The following is a 23,825-nucleotide window of genomic DNA, read 5'->3' as shown; positions in this document are numbered from 1 at the left end:
GCCTAGTCGAGTATTATTACTCAGCTAGCTTCGATTCGATATATTGTAGTGCCTTTTCTACTACTTCGTCGATAGTCATCGACGTAGAATCTAGCACAAGCGCATCCTCAGCAGGGCGTAATGGCGCCACTGGGCGGTTACGATCTCGGTCGTCACGCTCTTGGATCTCGCTTAAAAGGTCAGCAAATCTAACATCTAACCCTTTCTCTTGCAACTGTTTAAGGCGTCGATTTGCACGCTCTTCAGCACTCGCATCAAGGAAGATTTTTGCTTGCGCACTCGGGAATACAATTGTGCCCATATCACGACCATCAGCAACCAGACCCGGAGCGGTCTCAAATGCACGCTGACGACGTAGTAATGCTTCACGAACACGTGGCAAAGCCGCAACTTTAGATGCTGCCATACCCGTTTCTTCTTTACGAAGCTCCCCTGACACATCTTCGCCTTCTAGAATGACCTTAACTAAGTCACCTTCCGCGATAAATTGAACGTCTAGGTGTGTTGCTAGTGGGACAAGAGCATCTTCTGACTCGGTGTCGACACCGTGGTGAATCGCAGCGAGTGCAAGTACACGATAAATTGCGCCAGAATCTAAGAGTTGGAAACCCAACTTTTTCGCCAGCAACATACATAAAGTGCCTTTACCTGCACCACTAGGTCCATCTACGGTTACAACCGGAGTTTGAGAGGACATGTTCTTCTCCACCAATAGTTTCTTTTCAGCAATTTGCTCGGTTTTCGAGGCGCACATTATACGGGTAATCAGTCTTTGGAGCGAGGAAAAATGTCGTGTAAAGCATTACACCTAATGCGTAATTGGATTCATCAATAAACATAAAGTTCAACAAAAACGGCGAGAGCTTCCGCCCTCGCCGTTTTAAATGTCATGAACTTAAGCTCGATTAAACAATCGGCTTTTGACCACGCTCAGCTAACTTTAAAATCACACTATCAGCGACTTTACCCGCCACACCTGCTAGCTTGTCGGCCAGTTTTTTCTTTTGTACATAATGCACAGAAAGTACAGTTTTATCTTTGCATGCCGCAACAACGATATCATCAGATGTACTAATGTCATCCACCAAACCAAGCTCTTTCGCTTGTGTGCCGAACCAGTGCTCACCAGTGGCTACTTTGTCTAGGTCCAAACTAGGACGACGCTCACGGATGAAGTCTTTAAACAAGACATGTGTTTCTTCAAGTTCTTGCTTAAACTTATCGCGCGCTTTATCGGTATTCTCACCGAACATCGTTAGCGTGCGTTTATATTCACCCGCTGTTAGTTGTTCGTACTCAATGTCATGTTTCTTCAACAGTTTGTTGAAGTTAGGAATCTGTGCGATAACGCCAATAGAACCCACAATTGCAAATGGTGCAGAAACAATTTTATCTGCTACACATGCCATCATGTAACCGCCACTTGCCGCAACTTTGTCAACAGAGATGGTCAGAGGAAGACCCGCAGCTTTGATTCGGTCCAGTTGAGAAGAGGCAAGGCCGTAACCATGAACCATACCACCGCCAGACTCTAAGCGAAGTAACACTTCATCACCTTCACGTGCGACAGCCAAAATAGCGGTGATTTCTTCACGTAGAGACGCGACTTCTTTTGCGTCTATGCTACCGTTGAAATCAAGAACAAATAGGTGTGGTTCACGCTTGCTATCTAATGAACCGTCTTTGCTCGCTTGTTTGATTTCTTTCTCGCGAGATTTGTTCTTCTCTTTTTCTTCTTTCTTGACGGCTTTATCTCGAGCCTTGATGAAAGCATCGTCATGCAAATGATGCTCTAACTGCTCAACAGATTGTTTGTGTTGCTCTGAAAGGTTGGTAATCTCTAACTCCCCTTTCGCCGCACCCGATTTGCCACCAGCCGATTTTGCAATAATGAGCAGAACAATTATCGCAGCAACCACCGTGATAATTTTGGCCAGAAACAGACCATAATCTAATAAAAATTCCAACGAGAGCTCCTTTATCTCATTTCAGATGACGTTAGTATGTTACGCAGAAACATCAGCGAGAAGGCAGCGCGGTTTGTAACCACTTGTTCTGATTGATAGCATACCTAACGAAAGTTCTGGAATTGGTATAACACATGAATTGGTGTATTGTAACCATCTTGTCACGATTACCAAGATTTTCCATTGAGAAACAGGCGTTTTTTAGCGTCAATTAACTATCATGGACCCTCTTACAATAATAAGGATTTATCGCCGTGAACTACTCCGTTTCAGCTGATGCTCTAAAAGGTAAAGTCATTCTTGTTACTGGCGCTGGTAATGGCATCGGCCGTCAAGCCGCGCTTTCTTATGCCGAGCACGGTGCAACTGTTATTCTCTTGGGTAGAAATGTGCAAAACCTTGAATCTATCTATGATGAGATTGAAGCTGCTGGCTATCCACAAGCTGCTATCATTCCATTGGATCTCAAGGGTGCAACTCAGCAGAATTACATTGATATGGCAGAGACAATCGAAGGACAGTTTGGTCGCTTGGATGGTCTATTACACAACGCAGGTGTCTTGAGTTCGCTGTGTCCATTTGATCAAATCAAAGAGGAAGACTTCGACGATATCATGCAGATCAACGTGAAAGCCGAAGTGCTAATGACTCAAGCATTACTGCCTGTGATGCGTAAATCAGAAGCTGGGCGTATTATCTTTACCTCTTCAACCGTCGGCCACTCTGGCCGCGCATTCTGGGGGCCATACGCTATCTCTAAATTTGCCGTAGAAGGCATGATGCAAGTTTTAGCTGACGAGCTGAGTGATACACCGATCCGCGTTAACGCAATTAACCCTGGTGCCACTCGTACTCGCATGCGTGAAAAAGCATATCCGGGTGAAGATGCGAATACTCTCAAAACGCCACTGGATATCATGCCGCTATATTTGCACTTAATGGATCCTGCGGTTACCGATGTGAACGGTCAGTGCATCGACGCTCAACCGAAGCGTAAATAACTCATTCAGGTTACCTCACATAATCGATTGAAAAGGCAGCAAACGCTGCCTTTTTTCATTTCTCTCTTCATAAAAATCTTGCGACTTTCTCCCACAGAAATATACTGTACATATATACAGGTATTTATTATGCAAGATATTATTCAGAACTTAAAAAGCCAACACCTTGTTTGGCAAGCAAATTTAACGAAAGCAGATCCTCAGCAGTTGCAGACTAGTTCCGGTTTTTCTGAATTAGATGATTTGCTCGGCGGAGGCTTTCCACCTCATGGCGTAGTGGAGATGGAATCTATTGGTAGTATTGGTGAATTGCGTTTGCTCGCTCCCTATTTAAAAGCCACTCAGACCAATGGTATGACCGCATTTATTCAACCACCTGCGCTAGTGAATTCTCTGTTTTTACACTACATCGGGTTGGATATAAACCAAGTGTGGGTTGTTACTCCAACTCACCCCAAAGATGCTCTTTGGGCTGCAGAGCAATGTCTGAAAAGTGGGGTATGCAGTAATGTTTTGTTATGGCAAGAAGAGCTTGAAATACATCAAGTGAAACGCTTACAGGTAGCAAGTGAACAAGGGAGTTGCCCTCTCTTTATGCTTAAAACAGATACTATCAACCGCTTGTCTTTGCCTGTGTCACTCAGTTTAAAACTGAAAGGCGACGAGCAAGGGATTAATGTTGAAGTGCTGAAAAGGAAAGGAGGCTGGAATAGAGGTAGCGTTAGTATCGGCTTCCAACACCATTACCCGCAACTGGTGAAACCATCATCTGAAACTGTGCACTCGACTGTGGTCAATTTCCCACTGGCGAACCAAGGTTAGTGATATGGCTCTGTGGATTTACTTGCACTTCCCTCGCCTGCAGCTAGACGCACTCTTTGGTGATAACCAAGAACAACCCGTGGTGATTGTCGAAAGCCAACGTTGCCAGATTCTTCAATACAACGAGATTGCCGAACAACAAGGCATTAAGCCTGGTATGGGCCTAGGCAGTGCTGCGTCCTTGTGTCGAGATTTACAAGTGCATCCTTATCATCCGCACACCGAATTGAGCAAGTTACAAGAAATTGCTCAATGGCTGTATTTGATCACATCTGACGTTGTGTTGATGCCAAACCAAGGTATTTTGCTGCGTGCTACTCCAATGCTCGCTCTGTATGAAGGGCTTGAAAACTATTGGAATAAAGTCAGAGCTCACTTATCGGAGCTGAAACTGAGTTTTCAATTCGGATGTGGTTTTTCGCCTTTTGCTGCCAAATTGATGGCAATATCAGGAGCGAACGTCATCAGTGAAGACAAATCTGCCATACAAAAAGCTTTATCACCACTACCGTTAAAACTGACAGATTTATCAAACGCTACCGTAGAGAAGTTACAACGTGTAGGCGTCACCACATTGCAAAACCTGCTTGAACTGCCATTGCAAGACATCGCACGACGCTTTGATATCGATTTGGTGAACTACGTTGGTCGACTGACTGGGCAGTTTAAACACCCTGTCGACTTTTATCACCCTACCGAATCCTTCCAAGTTTATTTAGAGCTCTTGTTTGAGATCGAAAACGTTCAGTGGATTAAAAAGCCGTTGACCAAATTACTTCGTCAACTCGAAACCTTTCTAAAATTAAGAGATAAGGTCGCTTTTGAACTGTGTTTAACACTCCACCAGCGTGAGAAACAAGAGCAACACCTTCAACTCACTTCTGCGCAAGGTGATTACCTATGTCAACGTTGGCAACAGTTAGCGAGTTTAAGCTTAGAATCACTCTCGCTTAATGGCCCAGTCACAGGGCTAACGTTAAAAGTCATCCGTCAAGGTGAGCCTCTTAGTGCATCACGCGATCTCTTTGCTGGGCAGAAAGGAAACATGAATGCTTTAGAGCTGCTCTCTTTACTGCAAGCTAAATTGGGAAAAAGTGCCGTTTTAAAACCCAATATTGCTTGCGATCCTAGACCAGAAAAGGCCAGTCAGTATCGCCCTGCTGATGCTCCGGATGAAAAGGGGCACGCCATACCATCCATACTACGCCCAGCAATGCAATTACCGACTCCCATTGTATTGCAAGAGCAAGTTTCTTTGGTCCACGGACCTGAGCGAATAGTTTCTGGGTGGTGGGATGGTGATGAGATCATGCGTGATTACTACATTGCACACACCAAGCAAGGCCGCTGGTTATGGATATTTCGCGATCAGCACAAGCACTGGTTTCTTCATGGCTATTTTTGTTAAATCGACAGTTATTTTTGTTGGGTCATTATGAGTTACGCGGAACTATTTTGTCAGTCTAACTTCTCTTTTTTGACTGGGGCTTCTCATGCAGAAGAGCTGGTACTCCAAGCTGCTTTCTATCGCTATCAAGCTCTAGCTATAACGGATGAATGTTCAGTCGCGGGCGTTGTCAAAGCCCATACGACCATCGAACAACATAAACTCGATATCAAACAAATCGTTGGAAGTATGTTTTGGTTAAATGATGAATGCCAAATCGTACTGCTTTGCCCTTGTCGCAAGGCTTATGCCGAGTTGTGTCGTATCATCACAAACGCAAGGAGACGCAGTGAAAAAGGCAACTATCAACTGTTCGAATGGGATTTGATGTCGGTTCGACATTGTTTGGTATTGTGGCTGCCCACACATCAAGAGAGTGATCACTATTGGGGGCGCTGGCTCAATCAACACCACGCTAATCGTTTGTGGGTAGCGATTCAGCGCCATTTGAGTAACAACGATACTGAGTACATTGCGCACTGCGAGCAGTTAGCACATGAATTTCAATTACCTATAACTGCCTGCGGAGGCGTTCTCATGCATGACGTTGAACGCTTGCCATTACAGCATGTACTTACTGCTATAAAACATGGGTGTAGCGTCGATAAACTCGGTTTTGACCGTATTTCGAATACTGAGCGAGCGCTTCGTCCTTTTAAAAAGTTGATTCGGATTTACAAACCAGAATGGCTGGAAGAAAGTACTTACATCGCCGATTTATGCGAGTTTAAGCTCTCCGATTTAAAATACGAATATCCTACCGAGCTGATCCCAGATGGTTATACACCCGACTCTTACTTACGTATGTTGGTCGAACGTGGTAAAAAGCTGCGTTTTCCTGAAGGCGTGCCAGCAGAAGTCAATCAAACCATCGAGAATGAACTGGCGCTTATTCAAGAGCTTAAATACCACTACTACTTCCTTACTATTCACGACATCGTAATGTTTGCGAAACAGCAAGGTATTCTTTACCAAGGGCGAGGTTCCGCTGCAAACTCTGTAGTGTGTTATTGCCTGGAAATTACCGCCGTCGATCCTCGACAAATCGCTGTCTTATTCGAACGATTTATCAGTAAAGAACGTAAGGAACCGCCGGATATTGATGTGGACTTTGAACACGAGCGCCGTGAAGAAGTTATCCAGTATATTTACAAAAAATATGGTCGTGAGCGTGCAGCACTTGCTGCAACAGTGATCAGCTATCGCTTTAAAAGTGCCGTGCGTGAAGTCGGTAAAGCACTAGGGATTGAAGAGACCCAATTAGATTTTTTCATTAAGAACGTTAATCGCCGAGATCGCAGCCAAGGCTGGCAAGCTCAAATTATTGAACTTGGCTTACAACCAGAATCTCTCAAAGGGCAGCAGTTTATCCAATTGGTCAACGAGATCATTGGCTTCCCACGCCATTTATCTCAGCACGTAGGTGGCTTTGTAATTTCATCTGGCCCTTTATATGAGTTGGTACCTGTTGAAAATGCCTCGATGGAAGATCGCACTATCATTCAATGGGATAAAGACGATTTAGAAAGCTTGAAGCTACTAAAAGTCGATGTACTCGCACTCGGCATGTTAAACGCCATCAAAAAGTGCTTTCAACTGGTCGAGAAACATCACCAGCGATCCCTCTCGATTTCCGAGATCACTCGCCGACAAGATGATCCACACGTGTACCGCATGATCCAAAAAGCCGACACGATAGGCGTATTCCAAATTGAATCTCGTGCACAAATGAGCATGCTTCCTCGCCTAAAGCCTGCTTGTTATTACGACTTAGTGATTCAAATTGCAATTGTTCGTCCAGGCCCTATTCAGGGTGATATGGTGCATCCTTTTTTAAAACGACGAGATCACAAAGAGCCTGTCAGTTATCCATCGGAAGAAGTAAAAAGCGTTCTGGAGCGGACTATGGGCGTCCCTATTTTCCAAGAGCAAGTCATCAAGCTAGCCATGGTAGCCGCAGGGTTTAGCGGCGGCGAGGCCGATCAACTCCGTCGAGCGATGGCATCATGGAAAAAGAATGGCGATCTCGCTAAATTCAGACCAAAACTGATCAATGGTATGCAAGAGAGAGGTTATGACTTAGCGTTTGCTGAGCGCATTTTCGATCAGATTTGCGGCTTTGGTGAGTACGGCTTCCCTGAAAGTCATTCAGCGTCTTTCGCAGTGCTGGCATATTGTTCTGCATGGTTAAAATATTATTACCCAGCCGAATTTTACACTGCATTATTGAACAGCCAACCAATGGGATTTTATAGCCCATCGCAATTAGTACAAGATGCTCGCCGACATGGCGTCGAAGTATTGCCGGTGTGCGTCAATCATTCAAAATATCAACATCATCTCGTCTCACGTCCGAATGGCAGGCTCGGCGTGCAACTTGGTTTTCGCTTGGTGAAAGGCTTTAACGCAGAAAGCGCACAAAGGCTTATTGAGCGCAAACCACTTAATGGTTACCGATCGATTCAAGAAGTAAAGCAGATATTAAGAAGCCGAAGTGACATTGAATTATTGGCTTCAGCCAATGCATTTCAGGCCTTATCGGGAAATCGTTATAACGCTCGCTGGGCAGCAATGGATTCCTTATCTGACCTACCATTGTTTCACAAGGTCGAAGAACCCAATGTTAGCTACCAGACTCAACCCTCTGAATATGAAAATTTAATTGAGGATTACGCAAGCACGGGACTATCTCTTAGCCGCCATCCAATTAAATTATTAGAAGAAACGGGCAAACTCCCTCACTTTACCCGCATGAGGCAACTGACAGAGAAACCGCATAAGTCACTGGTCACAGTGGTAGGTGTGGTAACAGGAAGACAATCTCCAGGCACCGCCGCTGGCGTGACATTTTTTACGTTAGAAGATGACACGGGCAACATTAATGTGGTCGTTTGGCAAGCTACAGCACGAGCCCAAAAGCAAGCGTATTTAGGCGCTAAAGTATTAATGGTGAAAGGCATTCTTGAAAGAGAGGGAGAAGTCACGCACGTCATTGCTGGTAAGTTGATTGATTGCACGCACTACTTGAACAATCTACAAAGTAAATCTCGGGATTTCCATTAGTACAGAGGAATTAAGGAGAGAAATGTTAAAAATCAGAGAGAGGTGCGCTCCCTCTGATTTCACTAGATCTAATCATGCACTTTTAGAAAGCATCTGGCGTAACCGGTCTTGAGCAACTTCAACCAACAGATCTGGTTGGAATTTAGAGATAAAACGATCACAACCTACTTTTTGTACCATGGCTTCATTAAAACTACCGCTCAGAGAAGTGTTCAATGTGATAAACAACTTAGACATACGTGGATCTTGGCGCACTTCATGGGTCAGTTTATAACCGTCCATTTCAGGCATTTCAGCATCCGTAATCATCATCAATAGCTCTTTTTCTACATCTTTACCTTCATCACACCAACGTTTTAAAACCGTTAACGCTTCTAGCCCGTCACGGCACTCGATGATATTCATACCTAATTGAGAAAGCGTATCGCGAACTTGATTACGAGCTGTAGAGGAATCATCCACAATCAGAACATTACGCCCGACCATTGCTTGGGCCAATTCTTGATCGAGAATGTCCTCCGAGATAGTCACGTCGTAATGCACGATCTCTGCTAAAACTTTTTCAACGTCAATAATTTCGACAATTTGAGAGGCATCCCCCTCTTTGATTTGCGTGATAGCCGTGAGGTAATTCGAGCGACCAGACGTGGAAGGAGGCGGCTGAATTTCAGTCCATGCCGTATTAATAATGTTTTTAACCGGACCGACTAAGAAGCCCTGCACCGTGCGGTTGTACTCTGTCACGATCAAATTTTCTTCTTCCGCTTCACCACGTAAAGCAGGAAAACCAATTGCGCCTCGTAAATCAATCACTGGTACCGCTTCACCTCGTAGAGAAGCAACCCCACGAATATTGTAGTGCGATCCTGGGAGCTTGGTTAACGGCGGAAGCTTGATGACCTCTTTCACTTTGAACACATTAATCGCAAATAATTGGCGACTATTTAAAGTGAACAGCAGAAGCTCTAGTCGATTTTCACCAACCAAGTTTGTACGCTGGTCAACCGTATTTAACACTCCGGACATACTACTACCTAAATTATGGATAATTCTTATTTTACTCGAAATCAGTACAGACACAGCAAGGTTATATAACCAAATAACCTTAAAATATTTGGCTTTTCGAGCACAGCTTTAAAGTACAACAGTTTTAGCGTATTACTTCTCTTTGCATCAGACGCAAAGTCACGCAGCACATTGAAAGCCATTTTGTTTATTTACTTGAGCTTTTTAGGAAATTACATGAATGGCGCAGATATAGCAATGCAACATAACTCAAATTCCCTTTCTAGTAATAGGCGATCAAAAAGGGTGAGCCGTTAAGTCTCACCCTAAATCACCTACAAATGCAGTCTCAACAGCCAGGCACATCATCATGTTAAAAAGTACTTAACCTTCCACAACCTTCATCAATAGTTGACCATCGTACAACGCTTGCTTAATCAACGCGGCACCAGGCATTGTGGCTTGCTTATAGAAACGAGACTCCACCAGCTCAAGATCTTGGTGATAAACAGGTAAACTCTGCTCTTCGATACAGCGACGAACCGCAGGATAAAGCACATCTTTTGCTTGGTTAATCACACCACCGATCAAGATTTTCTCAGGGTTAAATAAGTTGATCACAATAGCAATTGCAGAGCCTAAGTAGCCTCCAAGTTTTTCAATCACATCGACGGCCAAAGGATCACCGTTTGCAGCGGCTTCACAAATGCTCTCAATACTCATTTCTTCTTGTTTAGCAAGAATAGAGTCTTCGCCATCAGCGATTCGTCTTACGACTTCTTCACGAATTGCCTGAGAACTGGCAACGGTTTCCAAACAGCCAATATTGCCGCAATGACAACGTTTTCCATTTGGGTCAATTTGAATATGCCCGAGTTCACCAATGTTACCGTGACGGCCTTGCAAAACGCGCCCATCCAGAATGATGCCCGCACCTAAACCGTGGTGGATAGAGATAAGAACGGAGTTGTCATTATCTTGAGAATGACCAAAAAGCTTTTCTGCTAATGCCCAAGCTCGCGTGTCATTGGCAATGAAAACTGGCAAGCCTGTTGCTTTGTATATCTCTGGTCCAAGAGCAAGATTTTCGACATTGTAATGAGGCATCTGCAAAACGACACCTTGCTCTGAGTTCACGAGACCAGGCAGTGTAAGGGCAATACTGGTAACCCGATCCAGTTGATCCGCGTAAGTCTGAAAAAATTCATCAATTTCGTAAAGCAGGCGCTCAAGCACATCGTCTTGGTCAAGCTCGTGTATCTCGATTTTAGTATCGATCAGTACATCACCGCCTAACTCATGCAAAGCAATGGTTAAATAACCCCGCCCCAAACGCATTGACAAAAATTGCCAGCCTTCATTATTGACCTGCAAACCGACAGCAGGTCGACCACGACTCGTCGCTTCTTGTACTGTCGTTTCATGAATCAAGTGCGCTTCAATTAATTCTCGAGTGATTTTGGTGATACTAGCAGGAGCAAGCTCACTCTGCTTGGACAAATCAATTCGAGAAATAGGACCTTTTAGGTCAATTAGTTTATATACACGACCAGCATTGACCTGTTTGATATGATCAATATGGCCCGGTTGAGCCATGTACATCTTGCACTCCGAAATTCTATAACGGGACAATTTTTTTACTTTGCGAACTAATTGTGAAGTGAATTAATAAATCCCCGTGACAAGCATCACGTATAAACCTGTTTGTTTGTGTATTCAATCAAATAACGAAGAATCTACTCCTGTTAAATTGTTTGAAAAATAACTTATTTTTATTCACTAAATTATGAAGTAGTGCCTTTAAAGCAGCGCATTTTTATCAATAAGGCCATTGCCTGTCGAATATCTGTCTGTTTTACCGGGGTTACTCTTAATGTAAACATTCTGTGCATATACTTATATTCAAGTAGCTTTAAGGTGTGGGCTCAGCAACGAGGCTAACCTTGAGAGCGATTGCGTAAAGTAAGGATAGAGTTCAAGTTACCTTTACACACACATTCATCGGAGAATCTATGACTTCCAAATTAAGACGAACAAAAATTGTCACTACGCTGGGTCCTTCAACGGATAAGGACAATATACTTGAGGAGATCATCAAAGCCGGTGCAAACGTTGTCCGTATGAATTTTTCACATGGAACCAGTGAAGACCACATTCAACGTGCGAACAAAGTCCGTACCATTGCAGCAAGACTTGGGCGTCAGGTTGCAATTCTTGGTGACTTACAAGGCCCTAAAATCCGTGTATCAACGTTTAAAGACGGCCAAGTCATTTTGAATGTGGGCGATAAATTCACATTAGATAGTGATTTACCAAAAGGTGAAGGCAATCAAGAATCTGTAGGGTTAGATTATAAAGAACTACCGCAAGATGTTTCACCAAATGACATTTTATTACTCGATGATGGACGCGTTCAGCTGCAAGTTACTACAGTAGAGGGTAATAAAGTTCATACCCGTGTGATTGTCGGTGGCCCACTGTCCAACAATAAAGGGATCAACAAAAAAGGCGGCGGATTGTCAGCGGATGCGCTCACAGAGAAAGATAAAGCCGACATTCTTACCGCCGCAGCAATTCAAGTAGACTACCTTGCTATTTCATTCCCGCGTAACGGCGAAGACATGCATTACGCTCGACGCTTAGCCAGAGATGCAGGCCTTGAAGCCATGTTAGTGGCTAAAGTCGAACGAGCAGAAACCGTCGCGACCAATGAGTCTATTGACGACATTATTCTCGCATCCGATGTAGTGATGGTTGCACGTGGTGACCTTGGTGTAGAAATCGGTGACCCTGAGCTCATTGGTGTCCAGAAAAAACTGATTCGCCGCGCACGCAGTTTAAACCGTATCGTGATTACTGCGACACAAATGATGGAATCCATGATTACTAGCCCAATGCCAACGCGTGCTGAAGTGATGGATGTAGCCAATGCGGTTCTAGACGGCACTGACGCGGTGATGCTGTCTGGAGAGACTGCTGCAGGTAAATATCCTGTAGAAACGGTCAAATCCATGGCCGAAGTATGTGTGGGGGCAGAAAAAATGTCGGAGGCAAGTCTATCAACCTATCGCTTAGATAGAACCTTCGAAACCGCTGAAGAAACCATCGCAATGGCAACCATGTACTCTGCGAATCACATGGAAGGAATTAAAGCGATGATCTCGTTAACTGAGTCCGGCAGGACTGCGTTGATGATGTCTCGCTTAAGCTCTGGCTTGCCAATATTTGCCTTATCACGGAATGAATCGACACTAAATCGAGCAGCATTATACCGAGGCGTGACACCTGTATATTTCGAGTCAAAAAGTGATGCGGGTTTACCAACGGCTCAAGCAGCTATTACTAGCCTTAAAGAGCAAGGGTTCTTGCACAAAGGTGATTTAGTCATTATTACTCAAGGCGATGTAATGGATGTTGTTGGCTCAACCAACTGCATGCGCATTCTACAAGCGTAGTAGTTATACCTAACCGGAGTTAACCACAAGAACCCGCAAATAAGGCTCCGAAAATGGAGCCTTATTTATATGCTTTGTATATTGCGCACATCGTGAACGTAAGAAGGTTTATGCACTCTCTCTACCATCAATTTCAACATCCAGCTGGTCATAGAGTTGAACTAGGTTAAACCCAGCTTGAAGCCCAAGTTGATAGTCATGCTCTAGTGACTCTTGGTCACTTAACAAAGAAGAAGAACGAAGTCCCTCTTTAGGCGCAACTTGTAAAATAAAAGTGTCGTCAGGTGGAGCAGATATAAAGGCCTGAGTGAGCTCAAATGTTTGATAATGAATCATCAGCATGTCGGCTAAACCTGAATCAAAATTCTCACCAATCAAATGACTTAAACGATACAAGTTATCGGCACCGAACAACCAACGGCCTCCATTTAACAGCATTTTCCCTGCAAGCTTCGATTGATGTGCTGCATTAATTTTTTGTTGGAAGAACGACGCCCAATCCAGCTTCCACTGATTCACTTTTTGCTGCCATGATTGCTGTACTGAGTTGATAGACTCTCGATACCATTCGACAGGCACATCCCCCACTTCACTTTGGGCTCTCGCTTCAATCTCTGAAAACGGCTCTGTGCGAATGACAATAATGTTGCGAGCATTCTGACGCCACGCTTCTTGTACAGGGATAGAGGCAGACACGCCGCCATCAACAAATTTATTGCCATTTACGTCGACAGGTCCGTGGTACAACTTGGGAATCGCACATGTCGCTAGCATAGTGTTAAACCACGAGTCATCCAAGATTGGTAGATATTGATCTGATAGCGTCTCTATATTCGTTACCGCAGCAAACGCTCCTCGTTTTCCCAATGCGCTGCGACCTAAATCAAGGTCAAGCTTGTATGGGAAATCTTGAATCCGTTCTAATGCCCACTCTAAACCTAAGTACTGCTGCTTTCGGATATAGCGAAACAGATTAAAAAATTCAGGAGACGTTGTCAGCTCGGTAATAAAAGCTTTGCCCATGCCATGTTGACGACACAAGTAAGAACATAAGTTAAGTGCTCCGGCAGAGGTGCCATAGAATTCATCGAAAGGATCGAAGTTGGAAAGTAAAAAGGCGTCTAAAACGCCAGCGGTAAAAATCCCTCTCTGCCCTCCACCTTGCGTGACTAAAGCAGTTTTACCATGCCTAAAGTGCTCATAAACTTTTACATCAAGCTCTGCATGGCTTTCTGTGATTATACCGCTGTTACGTATCATAGGCTCACGCCGTTTTGTTAAAACGTTTGGTAAAAGTGGTTATCTTAAGCTGTTGTAATAGCAATGATGCCAAATGACAAAAGCACTGCAAAAACAGTCACCACAATGATTAATGCGGATTTTAGATCGTGTTCCATAAACACCTCCTTAATATGTAACAAATTAATAACACCGGTGTGAAATATGTTCAAGATTTGCTTAATTTAGTCGCGCAATTTTGACTAACCCATCACAATTAGCTTAGTCATAATAAGGAGATAGGGCATGAACCAAAAACTCAGCTGGCTAGTAGGAATCATGATGATGAGTACTGCTATCAATGCACAAGCGAATATCATCGTTACGCCATACATAGGCTATACAGGAGGCGGCCAAGTAGAGGATGAAAGTGGTAATACATACGCTCTCGACCCCGCAGTGAATTACGCTCTTTCAGTCGAGACTCCCTTAGAAAAAGGAAGGATCGGATTGTTTTACTCCAATCAATCGACGGAACTTGAAAAGCTGTCCAACTCGGCAGATATACATTATCTGCACTTCCAAAGCAGCATGTACTATCCTGTCGCAGAAAATTGGCAAACCTATATCGGTGTAGGTTTGGGCGCTTCTTATGCCGATGTGGATTGGGTAGACAAAAAATACGGATTTTCGGCTAGCGCTTTTGCAGGGCTGGAATATGAATTTTCAAAGAACTTTGCATTAACGGCCCAACTGAGATGGTTAGGAACGGTCGTTGATAACGATACATCTGGCGCCTGTACTCTACCTAATGACGGCTCAAACTGTATCATTAAGTTCGATACTGATTGGATGAACCAATTCCAATCAAATGTCGGTTTTAGTTTCCGCTTCTAATTTTTATGCATGTTCCTTTGTAGGACTCGTCACAAAGAACGCTGAACGAGTCCTGCACAGAGCCGATAAAGGATATCGTCTAAACACCATTGTTTGGCAAAGTAACGAAGCATCATCTAGATAGGTGCACAAAAGATAGCCGTACGCCCTAATTCATCAAAATAGTCTTAAACACCAAAGCAATTATTAGATCCCAGTTATTTATTCCAGACAAACAACCAACCACCCACACAAAACCACAATCAAACTCAAATTTAACAAGATTAAAACCAGACAACGCATCTGAATTAACATTTAGATTCTATTGCGCTAAGTATTATTAGAAGTTAGTCTGATCAGTGAAAACAGATAAATATTTCAGTTTTATCAAACACACATCAAAATTTTAAGATTAATAATCTACTTTCTCTTACAGTAGCCAGAATATAGCTCTATAAAATTATAAAAAGTTAGAATTAAGGATAGAAAAGCTGATGGATAACAGCGGTCCTTTCTTCCAACTGTTTGCGCAATTATTACTGTGTTACGTAGAGAGCTTCATTCCTCAGGGAGTCTTATAGGAGTCAAATATGAAGCGAGAACAATGGGGATCCCGGGCGGGATTCATCTTAGCAGCAGTTGGGTCTGCTATCGGTTTGGGAAACATTTGGCGTTTCCCATACATGGCCTATGAAAACGGTGGCGGCGCATTTTTTATTCCTTACATTTTTGCCATGATCACTGCCGGTATTCCATTTATGATCCTTGAGTTCAGTATGGGACAAAAATACCGAGGCTCGGCACCAAAAACACTAGCGAAAATTCATTCTAAATTTGAATGGCTTGGCTGGTTCCAAGTTGGTGTGGCTGCAGTTATTGCCGTTTACTATGTGGCTGTTATCGGTTGGTCGATTTCTTACTTTGGGTTGTCGTTCACTCAAGGTTGGGGAACCGATACCAACGCATTTTTCTTTAGTGAATACCTAAAGCTAGGTGACAACTCACCAACAGACTTAGGCAGTATTCAATGGAAGATTGCTTTATCCATGGTAATTGCTTGGGCAATTACTTACACCGCTATTGCCAAAGGCGTGAAATCAGGAATTGAACGAGCATCTAAAATTATGATGCCAATCCTATTCTTGATGGTGATTTTCTTAATCGGACGTATGATTTTCTTGCCAGGAGCTCTAGATGGCGTGAACTACATGTTCGAACCCGATTTCAGCAAAATTTGGGATGTGAAAGTATGGGCAGCGGCATATGGTCAGATCTTCTTTACGTTAAGTATCGGCTTCGCCATCATGCTAGCTTACTCTAGCTACCTACCAGAAAAGTCGGACATAACGAATAACGCGTTTATGACCGTGTTGATCAACTGTGGCTTCTCGATCCTAGCCGGCATCATGATCTTCTCAGTATTGGGTTACATGGCTCAAGAGCAAGGTAAGCCGTTAACAGAGGTGGTATCTGCAGGCGTTGGCTTGGCTTTTGTTACTTTACCTGCGGCAATTAACCTACTACCTGCCCCATATATTCTTGGTCCACTGTTCTTCTTTGCACTGGTGGTTGCTGGTCTAAGTTCGCATATTTCAATTATGGAAGCCGTAACTTCAGCCATTATCGACAAGCTGAAGTGGAGCCGTAAAAAAGCTGCAAATGTTGTGATTGGTATTGGCTTCGTTGTCTCTATGGCGTTTGCTACCAATGGCGGTCTGCTGCTACTCGATCTAGTAGACCACTTTGCAAACAACGTTGGCATCATGGTTGGTGGTCTGGTTGAGATTGTCTTGATGGCGTGGCTATTGAAGCGCGTGCCAGAAGTACGTAATTACGTTAACGAGCGCTCTGATTTCTCTGTTGGTCAATGGTTCGAGATCTGCTTACGCTTCGTTACACCAATCATGCTCGCCATTATCTTAGCGACCAAGCTATACGCCCTAATTACTGAAGGCTACGGTGGCTATGATCTAACTTTAGGCTGGGCACTTATCGCCGCACTCTTTATCTTTGGTCTAGTGATCAACGCAGTGAACCGCAAGGAGACAGCAAAATGACAATCAGCGCAATTATTATGATGGTTATTGGTTTAGGTATCACTTGGGGCGGCGCTGCCGTTTGCATCAAGCGAGCCATGGATAAACAATAACAGTATTGCATTCCAAACAAAAAACGCCGGTATTTACCGGCGTTTTTTTATGTTTCTTTTATTCTAGAAACTGTACTTGATGCCAACGGCGCCGCCAAGTTGCAAGTCAGCACCTTTGTAAAGATCTAGCTCTGGGTGTATTTGACCATAAAGGTCCCAGCCGCGTGATAAATCCCAGTTCACGCCAAGTGGTACTCTCACACCAAACTCGTCATCCCATTCATACCAGCCACCAACGCCGACATACCAAGTCACAGGCATGTTTTGATCGAATGTTCCACGCTTAGCGATGTAATCAAACGCCATACCATCGTTTCCGATAATGCCACGATATTTGTTATCTAACTCTACAACAACACTTAATTGTTGATCGACAGCCATACCAACTGATAGATCCGTTGGTTCGCTTGCCGCCATTGCCGTACTAGAAACTAGTCCCAAAAATAAAATGAATTTGTTCTTCATACACGTTATCAATTATTCAAAAAAACATTATTCGCTATTCAAACATAATGGCGTATCAATATGTCAACGATGGGTAAGCTCGATGTATGAAAAAGCTGACAAAAGTAAAGATGAGTTTAGGATCACACTAAAAAAGGAACTGTCAGTTAATAAAATAGGAACTAAAAAAGGAGGCCGAAGCCTCCTTTTATGCATTACTATGAATGACTGCGATTAACCGTGGTTACGAATCCACTCATCCATTTCAGTTTTTAGGTTATCAGACTTAGTACCGAAGATAGCCTGTACACCACCAGCTACAACTACAACACCAGCAGCGCCTAGTTGTTTTAGCTTGTCTTGGTCAACAGCAGCTGTATCTGCAACTGCTACACGTAGACGTGTGATACATGCATCTAGACCAGTAATGTTAGCTTTACCGCCAAACGCTGCAACCAGTTCACCGCCCATATCAGAGCCAGAAGTTACAGCTGCACTTTCCGTTTCATCTTCACGGCCAGGTGTTTTTAGGTCAAGCGCTGTGATTACACCACGGAACACTACGTAGTAAATTACTGCGTAAACTAGACCAACGGCAATCATTAGCACCATCTTCTGAGCGTTACCAGATAGAACTAGGAAGTCGATCAGACCGTGAGAGAAAGAAGTACCGTGTACAAAGCCTAGAGTGTTCGAAACGATGTATGCAGAACCAGCTAGTAGAGCGTGGATACCGTATAGTAGTGGAGCAACGAATAGGAATGAGAATTCGATTGGCTCAGTAATACCAGTTAGGAATGAAGTCAGTGCAGCTGACGCCATGATACCCATTACTTTTGCACGGTTTTCTGGTTTAGCACAATGAGCAATTGCGATTGCTGCAGCTGGTAGACCGAACATCTTGAACATGTAACCACCCGCTAGCTGACCGAAGCCATTACCAGCAGCACGAGATGCTTCATCAGCAACTAGGTAACAAGTTAGTACACCATTTTGAGCTTCACCGGCAGCGTTAACACAAGAACCTGCTTCGAAGAAGAACGGTACGTTCCATACGTGGTGTAGACCGAATGGGATTAGAGAACGCTCAACAACACCGTAGATACCGAATGCTAGCTGTGGGTTTTGGTGTGCAGCCCAATCAGAGAATGCAGAAATTGCACCGCCAATTGGTGGCCAGATAACAGATAGGATAACACCTAGGATGATCGCAGCAAAACCAGTGATGATTGGCACTGCGCGCTTACCAGCGAAGAAGCCAAGGTACTCTGGAAGTTGGATTTTGAAGAAACGGTTGAATGCCCAAGCAGCCACACCACCGACAAGGATACCACCTAGTACACCTGTATCGATTTTCTCAACACCCATAACGCCCGCCATTACACCTAGCGTTGCCGTCATGATGCCGTAACCAACGATAGCTGCAAGACCTGCAACACCGTCGTTGTTAGTGAAGCCTAGCGCTACACCTACTGCAAATAGAAGTGCCATTTGGCCGAATACTGAACCACCAGCTTGTTCCATAAGATTAGAAACGATCTCTGGAATAAAGCTTAGATGGGCAGCACCCACACCTAATAAAATACCTGCAACTGGTAAAACTGATACTGGAAGCATCAGAGCCTTACCAACTTTTTGCAGGTTAGCAAAAAGGTTCTTAAACATGTTTATGCTCCTGATAAATTTATAAGTATTATTTGGGCACTAACGGCACACCCCCGTAGCCTAAAGGTTAGCACCCAATGAAAATGTAACCACAACTGCATTATATTTTCCGGCTCTAAATATATATTGATGACCCTCAAACTTTCCACACAGTTACGAAATTTAGTTTCAAAACAAGTCTTGGATCACACCCAAAAACAGCCGATGAAAAGGTTTGCATTGCACTTATATTACTGTTTTATAAAGAATTAATTATTTATATAATTAATTTTAAGGCGTAAATAAAATACGCCCCAATGTTATTTTTAGTAACAAAATTACATTTGTGATTTTTGAATGTTATTAAATCAACATTTTTAGTAAACATTAAACTCGTGAGCGTATCTGTTGTTTTTATCAACAAAAAAGGAGCCTAAGCTCCTTTTTTATGCTCTTATTATTTTTTCATCGCAAAAAAAGATTTCGGAAGTTTTCGGTGGTTTTTTGTGCCACTTCAGAAAGAGAGCACGATTTGAGTTGCGCAATATAAGAAGCGACTTCGACAACGTAAGCGGGTTGATTCTCTTTGCCACGATGGGGAACAGGAGCCAAGTAAGGAGAATCTGTCTCAATAAGAAGCTTCTCTAAAGGTAGAGTCTTCACCACTTCTTTTAACTCTGTAGCTTGACGGAAAGTAACAATCCCCGAGATAGAAATATAAAACCCCAGCTCCAGTGCAGCTTCAGCAAATGGAAGATCTTCTGTAAAACAGTGGATAACACCACCACATTTCTCTGCCCCACCCTTACGCAAAATATCTAGAGTATCCGCACGTGCGTTTCTGGTATGGATAATTAAAGGTTTGTTGAGCTCCACTGCAAGATCAACGTGTTGCTCAAAGCGCTCTTTCTGTAACGCGGCCGTTTCGGGCTTGTAATGATAATCTAAACCCGTTTCGCCAATAGCGACGACTTTTGCATTCGACGCATGGTGGCGCAATACGTCCATCGAGAAGTCGCTTTCAACATCAAGTGGGTGCACACCGCACGAAGCATAAACATTGTCATAAGGCTCGATCATTTCCATCATTTTCGGGAAAGAATCCAGCGTTACTCCAACAGAAAGTAGCTCAGTTACGTTTGCTTGTTTAGCTTTGTTAATAACGTCTTCCACATTGATGTGGAGATCGTCGTAATTCAATTTGTCTAAATGACAATGAGAATCTACGAACATAATGCCTCTCGTGATTCAATTAACCAATTCATTGATAGTAGCTCAAGGTTCAGGCCAGGAAAGGCTTGCACCTGAGCTTTCAGGTTCATCAGCGCCTTCGCTGATGAGTACAAACCGTTATAGTTGTCCGGTTGAAACTTTGTCGCGCCCGGAAGCATTTGAGCTTCTGATACACCAAACTGCGCTTTCTGAGCATCTGTCAGTAAATACCATGCCCAGTCTAGTGATTGCTCTGAGTGTTTAGCGATTAAAGAAGCACACTCAGAAACGTCTGAAACAGGCGAAGACATTGCCTTAATAAAACTGCGTTCAAAAGCCAAGTAAGCTTCGAGATCACCATTATTTAACGCATCCAATGTTTTTATTGGAGAGCCCATATTCAGTTTTAAGGCATAAGCAGGAACTTGCTTCGCCCCTTGTTCGTGCATCCATTGCATTGCTTGTTCCGCTGACGGAGGCGCAACAACCCAGTGTTGGCAACGGCTACGAATCGTTGGGAGCAGACGCTCCTGATTGTGGGTAACGAGCAAAAACAAGCACTTTGCCCCAGGCTCTTCTAGCGTCTTTAACAGCGCATTCGATGCCGACTCGTTCATAGAGTCCGCCGGTTCTATTACAAATAGGCGGTAACCATTAAGCTGAGATGATTCCTGAGCAAGACGGTTACAAGCGCGAATTTGGTCCACCGTTATCGCCTTTCCTTCTTTCTCTGGCTTGATCCAGTGTAAATCAGGGTGGTTTTGAGATTGATTTAGCTGGCAGCTATGACAAAAACCGCATGCTTCACTCGCGTAATTTTGGCAAAGAAGTGCTTGGCTAAAAAACTCGATAAGTTTTTCGATGCCCAAGCCCTGCTCGCTTTGTAATAAAAGCGCACCTGGTATTCTGTCCGACTCTAACCCTACTTTGAGGTTATCCCATATTGGCTGTAGCCATGGATAATCATTTAACATGAGTCACCTAAATTTACGTTTCACTTATTGACGAGCTAGCCACTCGTTTAGAGCGTCCCGAATATCACGCGACACGCCTTCAATCGTCTGTTCTGCGTTAATGATAACGATGGAAGGATCGGCATGAGCAATCTCCAAATAACGCTCACGTGTACGCTCGAAGAAACTAATATCCATCTTCTCTATACGATCTAACTCACCACGCCCACGTGCACGCTCAAGCCCAACACGAGGGTCAATATCCATATAGAGAGTGAGAGCAGGTTTAAAATCACCAAGCGTTGTATCCCGGAGATTTTTCATTAACGATGCGTCAATCTGACGGCCACCACCTTGATAAGCTTGCGACGACATATCGTGTCGGTCACCAACCACCCACTGACCGTTTTCCAAAGCTGGTTTGATCACGTTCTCAACCAACTGAACACGTGCAGCGTACAGAAGAAGCAACTCCGTCATGTCCTTAAGTTCTTCGCCTTCGTGCTCTTCTTTCACCAGAGCGCGCATTTTTTCTGCTAGCGGTGTGCCTCCTGGCTCACGGGTATTTACGATATCCTCAATACCGGCCGCTTTTAGCGTATCTAAAACGGTTTTAATCGCAGTGCTTTTACCCGCGCCTTCTAGGCCTTCAACGACAATAAAGTTTGCTTTCATCATTTGTTCTTTCTTAGTTCTCTTAAATAGGCACGAACAGCACGGTTGTGCTCAGCAAGGGATTTCGAGAATACATGTCCGCCCTTTCCACTTGCTACAAAATATAAATAGTTGCTGCTTTCTGGATTCAAAGCCGCTTCAATGGAAGCTTCACCAGCCATCGCAATCGGTGTTGGTGGCAAACCATTGATGGTATAGGTGTTATATGGTGTCGGCGTACGCAAATCTTTCTTACGAATGTTGCCATCGTAGGCGTCACCCATACCATAAATAACTGTCGGATCAGTTTGTAACCGCATACGTTTGTTCAATCGGTTGATAAACACAGAAGCGACGCGCTCACGCTCAGAATCAATAGCCGTCTCTTTCTCGATGATAGACGCGAGAATCAAGGCTTCATATTTATCCTGTAATGGCAGCTTTTCTTGACGAGCTTCCCAGCTAGCGTCCAGTATTTTATTGAGTTTTCGATGCGCTCGTTTTAATAACTGGCTTTCACTCGCACCCGCTGTGTAATGGTAGGTTTCTGCTAAAAACAACCCTTCTAGCTTTTCTCTCTCAATTCCGAGCTTCGCAGCCATTTCTTTTTCTGAAAGATCGGTTAAATCATGCTTTAAATAAGGAGCACTTTTTAGTTGATCTACCCATTCAGAAAAGCGGCTGCCTTCAACAAAAGTGATCGCAAACTGGTATTCTTTTCCAGTATTCAGATGCTCCAATGTTTGCGAAAGTGACATACCAGGCTCAAGTTGGTAAGTACCCGCTCGCACTTGCAACAATTCTGGATATAAGTGAGGAATTAAACGGATGTACTCCGATGTTTCAATCACCTCATCTTCAACTAAGGCGCGCATGACATGATGAAAGCTTGTACCACTTTCTACAGTAAACAGCTGAGGTTGTTCCAATAGAATAGGCTTTTCAACGTATTGTTTAGCCTGTGAAATTATATAAAAAACAGCTGCTGCGCCTATCACTGCGATCAGCACAACAAAAGCCAACAGTTTTTTAATCACGTAGTTAAATTCCCTTGCAGTCGTTGAGTCAATTTTCCTATCGGAAATATAGTCTTAGAGTTCGATGTCACTATGCTGCGAATAGGTGCGACACCTAATATTGAGTTACACATGAAAGCCTCGTCAGCACTCAGCAAATCTGGAAGTATAAAACGCCCCTCGATGACTTCAATATGACTTACTTTAAGTAACTCAAGCACCTTACGACGCATTACGCCCGTAACACCTGATAAGGTTAGCTCCGGCGTAAATACTTTATTACCTTTAACCCAAAAAAGGTTGGCCATTGTAGTTTCAATGACATGGTTTTGCACATTTAACGTTATTGCATCTGCAAACTCTGTATTGTCGATTTCAGCCTTGGCGAGAATCTGCTCTAAACGGTTGTTGTGCTTATGTCCCGCAAGTAAAGGTTGAATCCCTAGACGAGTATTACAAACGCCCAAGTCCACACCTTGTTCTTGCCAAGATGAATAATGAGAAGGAAATGCAAAATTGGAAATCGTCACGATAGGGCCTTTAATCCCATTAGGGCTATACCCTCGCCCGCCAATACCGCGGCTAACGTGAATCTTCACCCCCGCTCGTGCGTCAGATAAAACCGCTTTGCTTGCCCAATCATGCACAACTTTCCAGTCAGGTGAAGAGATCTTCAAAGCGTCAAGGCAAGCACTCATGCGCTCAGTATGTTCTTGCCAGTAAACCAACTCTCCATTTTGGGTCAGGATGGTGGTAAAGCCTCCATCACCGTATTGGAATGAGCGATCACCTAGCTCTACATGCGTTTGCGGAACTCCATTTACCCAAAACATTCACGTACCTTCAAATTAGCAGACAACAAATAAAACAAAACGGCTCAATGCTAAGCATCGAGCCGT

The 23,825-nt window shown here is 43.7% G+C and carries 21 protein-coding genes; 8 read left to right on the top strand and 13 right to left on the bottom strand.

The genetic code is table 11. From position 1 onward, the window contains the following. Positions 1–16: 16 nt before the first annotated feature. The gene (gene cmk / locus R7P80_RS19805; protein ID WP_021033981.1) at positions 17–697 is read right to left on the bottom strand and encodes a (d)CMP kinase; all 681 of its coding nucleotides are present in this window, start codon (positions 695–697) and stop codon (positions 17–19) included. A gap of 208 nt (positions 698–905) precedes the next feature. Continuing rightward, positions 906–1,967: a protease SohB gene (gene sohB, locus R7P80_RS19800; protein WP_005385819.1), complete on the bottom strand. Its 1,062-nt coding sequence runs from the start codon at positions 1,965–1,967 to the stop codon at positions 906–908. A 254-nt stretch (positions 1,968–2,221) separates the two neighbouring features. On the opposite strand from sohB, the gene R7P80_RS19795 reads away from it, so the two are divergent. The 4 genes from R7P80_RS19795 to R7P80_RS19780 all read left to right on the top strand — a co-directional run bounded on the left by R7P80_RS19795 (position 2,222) and on the right by R7P80_RS19780 (position 8,300). Next, the gene (locus R7P80_RS19795) at positions 2,222–2,968 is read left to right on the top strand and encodes a YciK family oxidoreductase (protein WP_005372980.1); all 747 of its coding nucleotides are present in this window, start codon (positions 2,222–2,224) and stop codon (positions 2,966–2,968) included. A 129-nt stretch (positions 2,969–3,097) separates the two neighbouring features. After that, entirely contained in the window at positions 3,098–3,790 is a 693-nt protein-coding gene (gene imuA, locus R7P80_RS19790) for a translesion DNA synthesis-associated protein ImuA (protein WP_186584799.1), read from the top strand. Positions 3,791–3,794: 4 nt separating this feature from the next. Then, the gene (locus R7P80_RS19785; protein ID WP_033905737.1) at positions 3,795–5,198 is read left to right on the top strand and encodes a Y-family DNA polymerase; all 1,404 of its coding nucleotides are present in this window, start codon (positions 3,795–3,797) and stop codon (positions 5,196–5,198) included. 27 nt (positions 5,199–5,225) lie between these two features. Beyond that, complete coding sequence (locus tag R7P80_RS19780) at positions 5,226–8,300, top strand: error-prone DNA polymerase (RefSeq protein ID WP_065274706.1); 3,075 nt, start codon at positions 5,226–5,228, stop codon at positions 8,298–8,300. Positions 8,301–8,372: 72 nt separating this feature from the next. On the opposite strand, the gene R7P80_RS19775 is transcribed toward R7P80_RS19780, so the two are convergent. Both R7P80_RS19775 and R7P80_RS19770 read right to left on the bottom strand, forming a co-directional pair. Continuing rightward, positions 8,373–9,326: a chemotaxis protein CheV gene (locus R7P80_RS19775; RefSeq protein WP_005372976.1), complete on the bottom strand. Its 954-nt coding sequence runs from the start codon at positions 9,324–9,326 to the stop codon at positions 8,373–8,375. Positions 9,327–9,689: 363 nt separating this feature from the next. Beyond that, positions 9,690–10,907, bottom strand: a complete 1,218-nt coding sequence (locus tag R7P80_RS19770; protein WP_005372973.1) for an ROK family protein — start codon at positions 10,905–10,907, stop codon at positions 9,690–9,692. Positions 10,908–11,317: 410 nt separating this feature from the next. Between R7P80_RS19770 and pyk the strand changes: the two genes are divergently transcribed. Continuing rightward, positions 11,318–12,760 (top strand): pyruvate kinase, encoded by a 1,443-nt coding sequence (gene pyk / locus R7P80_RS19765; protein WP_025767228.1) that lies wholly within the window; start codon positions 11,318–11,320, stop codon positions 12,758–12,760. Positions 12,761–12,868: 108 nt separating this feature from the next. Here the strand turns inward: pyk and R7P80_RS19760 are convergent, their stop codons facing one another. Continuing rightward, entirely contained in the window at positions 12,869–14,020 is a 1,152-nt protein-coding gene (locus R7P80_RS19760) for a patatin family protein (RefSeq protein WP_005372971.1), read from the bottom strand. Positions 14,021–14,064: 44 nt separating this feature from the next. Further along, positions 14,065–14,157: a YnhF family membrane protein gene (locus R7P80_RS19755; protein WP_005372970.1), complete on the bottom strand. Its 93-nt coding sequence runs from the start codon at positions 14,155–14,157 to the stop codon at positions 14,065–14,067. A 127-nt stretch (positions 14,158–14,284) separates the two neighbouring features. Between R7P80_RS19755 and R7P80_RS19750 the strand changes: the two genes are divergently transcribed. The 3 genes from R7P80_RS19750 (at position 14,285) to R7P80_RS19740 (ending at position 17,003) form a co-directional block, all read left to right on the top strand. Further along, positions 14,285–14,875: an outer membrane protein gene (locus tag R7P80_RS19750; protein ID WP_053349626.1), complete on the top strand. Its 591-nt coding sequence runs from the start codon at positions 14,285–14,287 to the stop codon at positions 14,873–14,875. 569 nt (positions 14,876–15,444) lie between these two features. Next, a complete protein-coding gene (locus tag R7P80_RS19745) occupies positions 15,445–16,911 on the top strand; it encodes a sodium-dependent transporter (protein ID WP_005372966.1) in 1,467 nt (488 codons plus the stop codon). Beyond that, positions 16,908–17,003, top strand: coding sequence for a MetS family NSS transporter small subunit (locus R7P80_RS19740; RefSeq protein WP_005372963.1), 96 nt, complete (start codon positions 16,908–16,910; stop codon positions 17,001–17,003). The genes R7P80_RS19745 and R7P80_RS19740 overlap by 4 nt, the downstream gene beginning before the upstream one ends. 63 nt (positions 17,004–17,066) lie before the next feature. On the opposite strand, the gene R7P80_RS19735 is transcribed toward R7P80_RS19740, so the two are convergent. The 7 genes from R7P80_RS19735 to pabC all read right to left on the bottom strand — a co-directional run bounded on the left by R7P80_RS19735 (position 17,067) and on the right by pabC (position 23,759). After that, positions 17,067–17,468 carry a hypothetical protein gene (locus R7P80_RS19735; protein ID WP_053349624.1) on the bottom strand — a complete coding sequence of 134 codons (402 nt, stop codon included), beginning with the start codon at positions 17,466–17,468 and terminating at the stop codon, positions 17,067–17,069. 213 nt (positions 17,469–17,681) lie between these two features. Further along, entirely contained in the window at positions 17,682–19,112 is a 1,431-nt protein-coding gene (ptsG, locus tag R7P80_RS19730) for a PTS glucose transporter subunit IIBC (RefSeq protein ID WP_005372959.1), read from the bottom strand. Between the two features lie 444 nt (positions 19,113–19,556). After that, positions 19,557–20,324: a TatD family hydrolase gene (locus R7P80_RS19725; protein WP_005372957.1), complete on the bottom strand. Its 768-nt coding sequence runs from the start codon at positions 20,322–20,324 to the stop codon at positions 19,557–19,559. Beyond that, a complete protein-coding gene (locus R7P80_RS19720; protein WP_005372955.1) occupies positions 20,315–21,277 on the bottom strand; it encodes a DNA polymerase III subunit delta' in 963 nt (320 codons plus the stop codon). The genes R7P80_RS19725 and R7P80_RS19720 overlap by 10 nt, the downstream gene beginning before the upstream one ends. 24 nt (positions 21,278–21,301) lie before the next feature. Further along, positions 21,302–21,934 carry a dTMP kinase gene (gene tmk / locus R7P80_RS19715; RefSeq protein WP_005387350.1) on the bottom strand — a complete coding sequence of 211 codons (633 nt, stop codon included), beginning with the start codon at positions 21,932–21,934 and terminating at the stop codon, positions 21,302–21,304. Next, positions 21,931–22,947 (bottom strand): endolytic transglycosylase MltG, encoded by a 1,017-nt coding sequence (mltG, locus tag R7P80_RS19710; RefSeq protein WP_005372950.1) that lies wholly within the window; start codon positions 22,945–22,947, stop codon positions 21,931–21,933. Before mltG ends, tmk begins: the two co-directional genes overlap by 4 nt. After that, entirely contained in the window at positions 22,944–23,759 is an 816-nt protein-coding gene (gene pabC, locus R7P80_RS19705) for an aminodeoxychorismate lyase (RefSeq protein ID WP_005372949.1), read from the bottom strand. The genes mltG and pabC overlap by 4 nt, the downstream gene beginning before the upstream one ends. Positions 23,760–23,825: the final 66 nt, after the last annotated feature.

Source organism: Vibrio sp. 2092 (assembly GCF_033339635.1).
GTDB lineage: Bacteria > Pseudomonadota > Gammaproteobacteria > Enterobacterales > Vibrionaceae > Vibrio > Vibrio alginolyticus.
This window is presented reverse-complemented; position numbering and strand designations above follow the sequence as displayed.

Coding starts and splice junctions, on each gene's coding strand:
- cmk (WP_021033981.1), bottom strand. CDS start 697: ATGTCCTCTCAAACTCCGGTTGTAACCGTAGATGGACCTAGTGGTGCA.
- imuA (WP_186584799.1), top strand. CDS start 3,098: ATGCAAGATATTATTCAGAACTTAAAAAGCCAACACCTTGTTTGGCAA.
- R7P80_RS19785 (WP_033905737.1), top strand. CDS start 3,795: ATGGCTCTGTGGATTTACTTGCACTTCCCTCGCCTGCAGCTAGACGCA.
- R7P80_RS19780 (WP_065274706.1), top strand. CDS start 5,226: ATGAGTTACGCGGAACTATTTTGTCAGTCTAACTTCTCTTTTTTGACT.
- R7P80_RS19775 (WP_005372976.1), bottom strand. CDS start 9,326: ATGTCCGGAGTGTTAAATACGGTTGACCAGCGTACAAACTTGGTTGGT.
- R7P80_RS19770 (WP_005372973.1), bottom strand. CDS start 10,907: ATGTACATGGCTCAACCGGGCCATATTGATCATATCAAACAGGTCAAT.
- pyk (WP_025767228.1), top strand. CDS start 11,318: ATGACTTCCAAATTAAGACGAACAAAAATTGTCACTACGCTGGGTCCT.
- R7P80_RS19760 (WP_005372971.1), bottom strand. CDS start 14,020: ATGATACGTAACAGCGGTATAATCACAGAAAGCCATGCAGAGCTTGAT.
- R7P80_RS19755 (WP_005372970.1), bottom strand. CDS start 14,157: ATGGAACACGATCTAAAATCCGCATTAATCATTGTGGTGACTGTTTTT.
- R7P80_RS19750 (WP_053349626.1), top strand. CDS start 14,285: ATGAACCAAAAACTCAGCTGGCTAGTAGGAATCATGATGATGAGTACT.
- R7P80_RS19745 (WP_005372966.1), top strand. CDS start 15,445: ATGAAGCGAGAACAATGGGGATCCCGGGCGGGATTCATCTTAGCAGCA.
- R7P80_RS19740 (WP_005372963.1), top strand. CDS start 16,908: ATGACAATCAGCGCAATTATTATGATGGTTATTGGTTTAGGTATCACT.
- R7P80_RS19735 (WP_053349624.1), bottom strand. CDS start 17,468: ATGAAGAACAAATTCATTTTATTTTTGGGACTAGTTTCTAGTACGGCA.
- ptsG (WP_005372959.1), bottom strand. CDS start 19,112: ATGTTTAAGAACCTTTTTGCTAACCTGCAAAAAGTTGGTAAGGCTCTG.
- R7P80_RS19725 (WP_005372957.1), bottom strand. CDS start 20,324: ATGTTCGTAGATTCTCATTGTCATTTAGACAAATTGAATTACGACGAT.
- R7P80_RS19720 (WP_005372955.1), bottom strand. CDS start 21,277: ATGTTAAATGATTATCCATGGCTACAGCCAATATGGGATAACCTCAAA.
- tmk (WP_005387350.1), bottom strand. CDS start 21,934: ATGATGAAAGCAAACTTTATTGTCGTTGAAGGCCTAGAAGGCGCGGGT.
- pabC (WP_005372949.1), bottom strand. CDS start 23,759: ATGTTTTGGGTAAATGGAGTTCCGCAAACGCATGTAGAGCTAGGTGAT.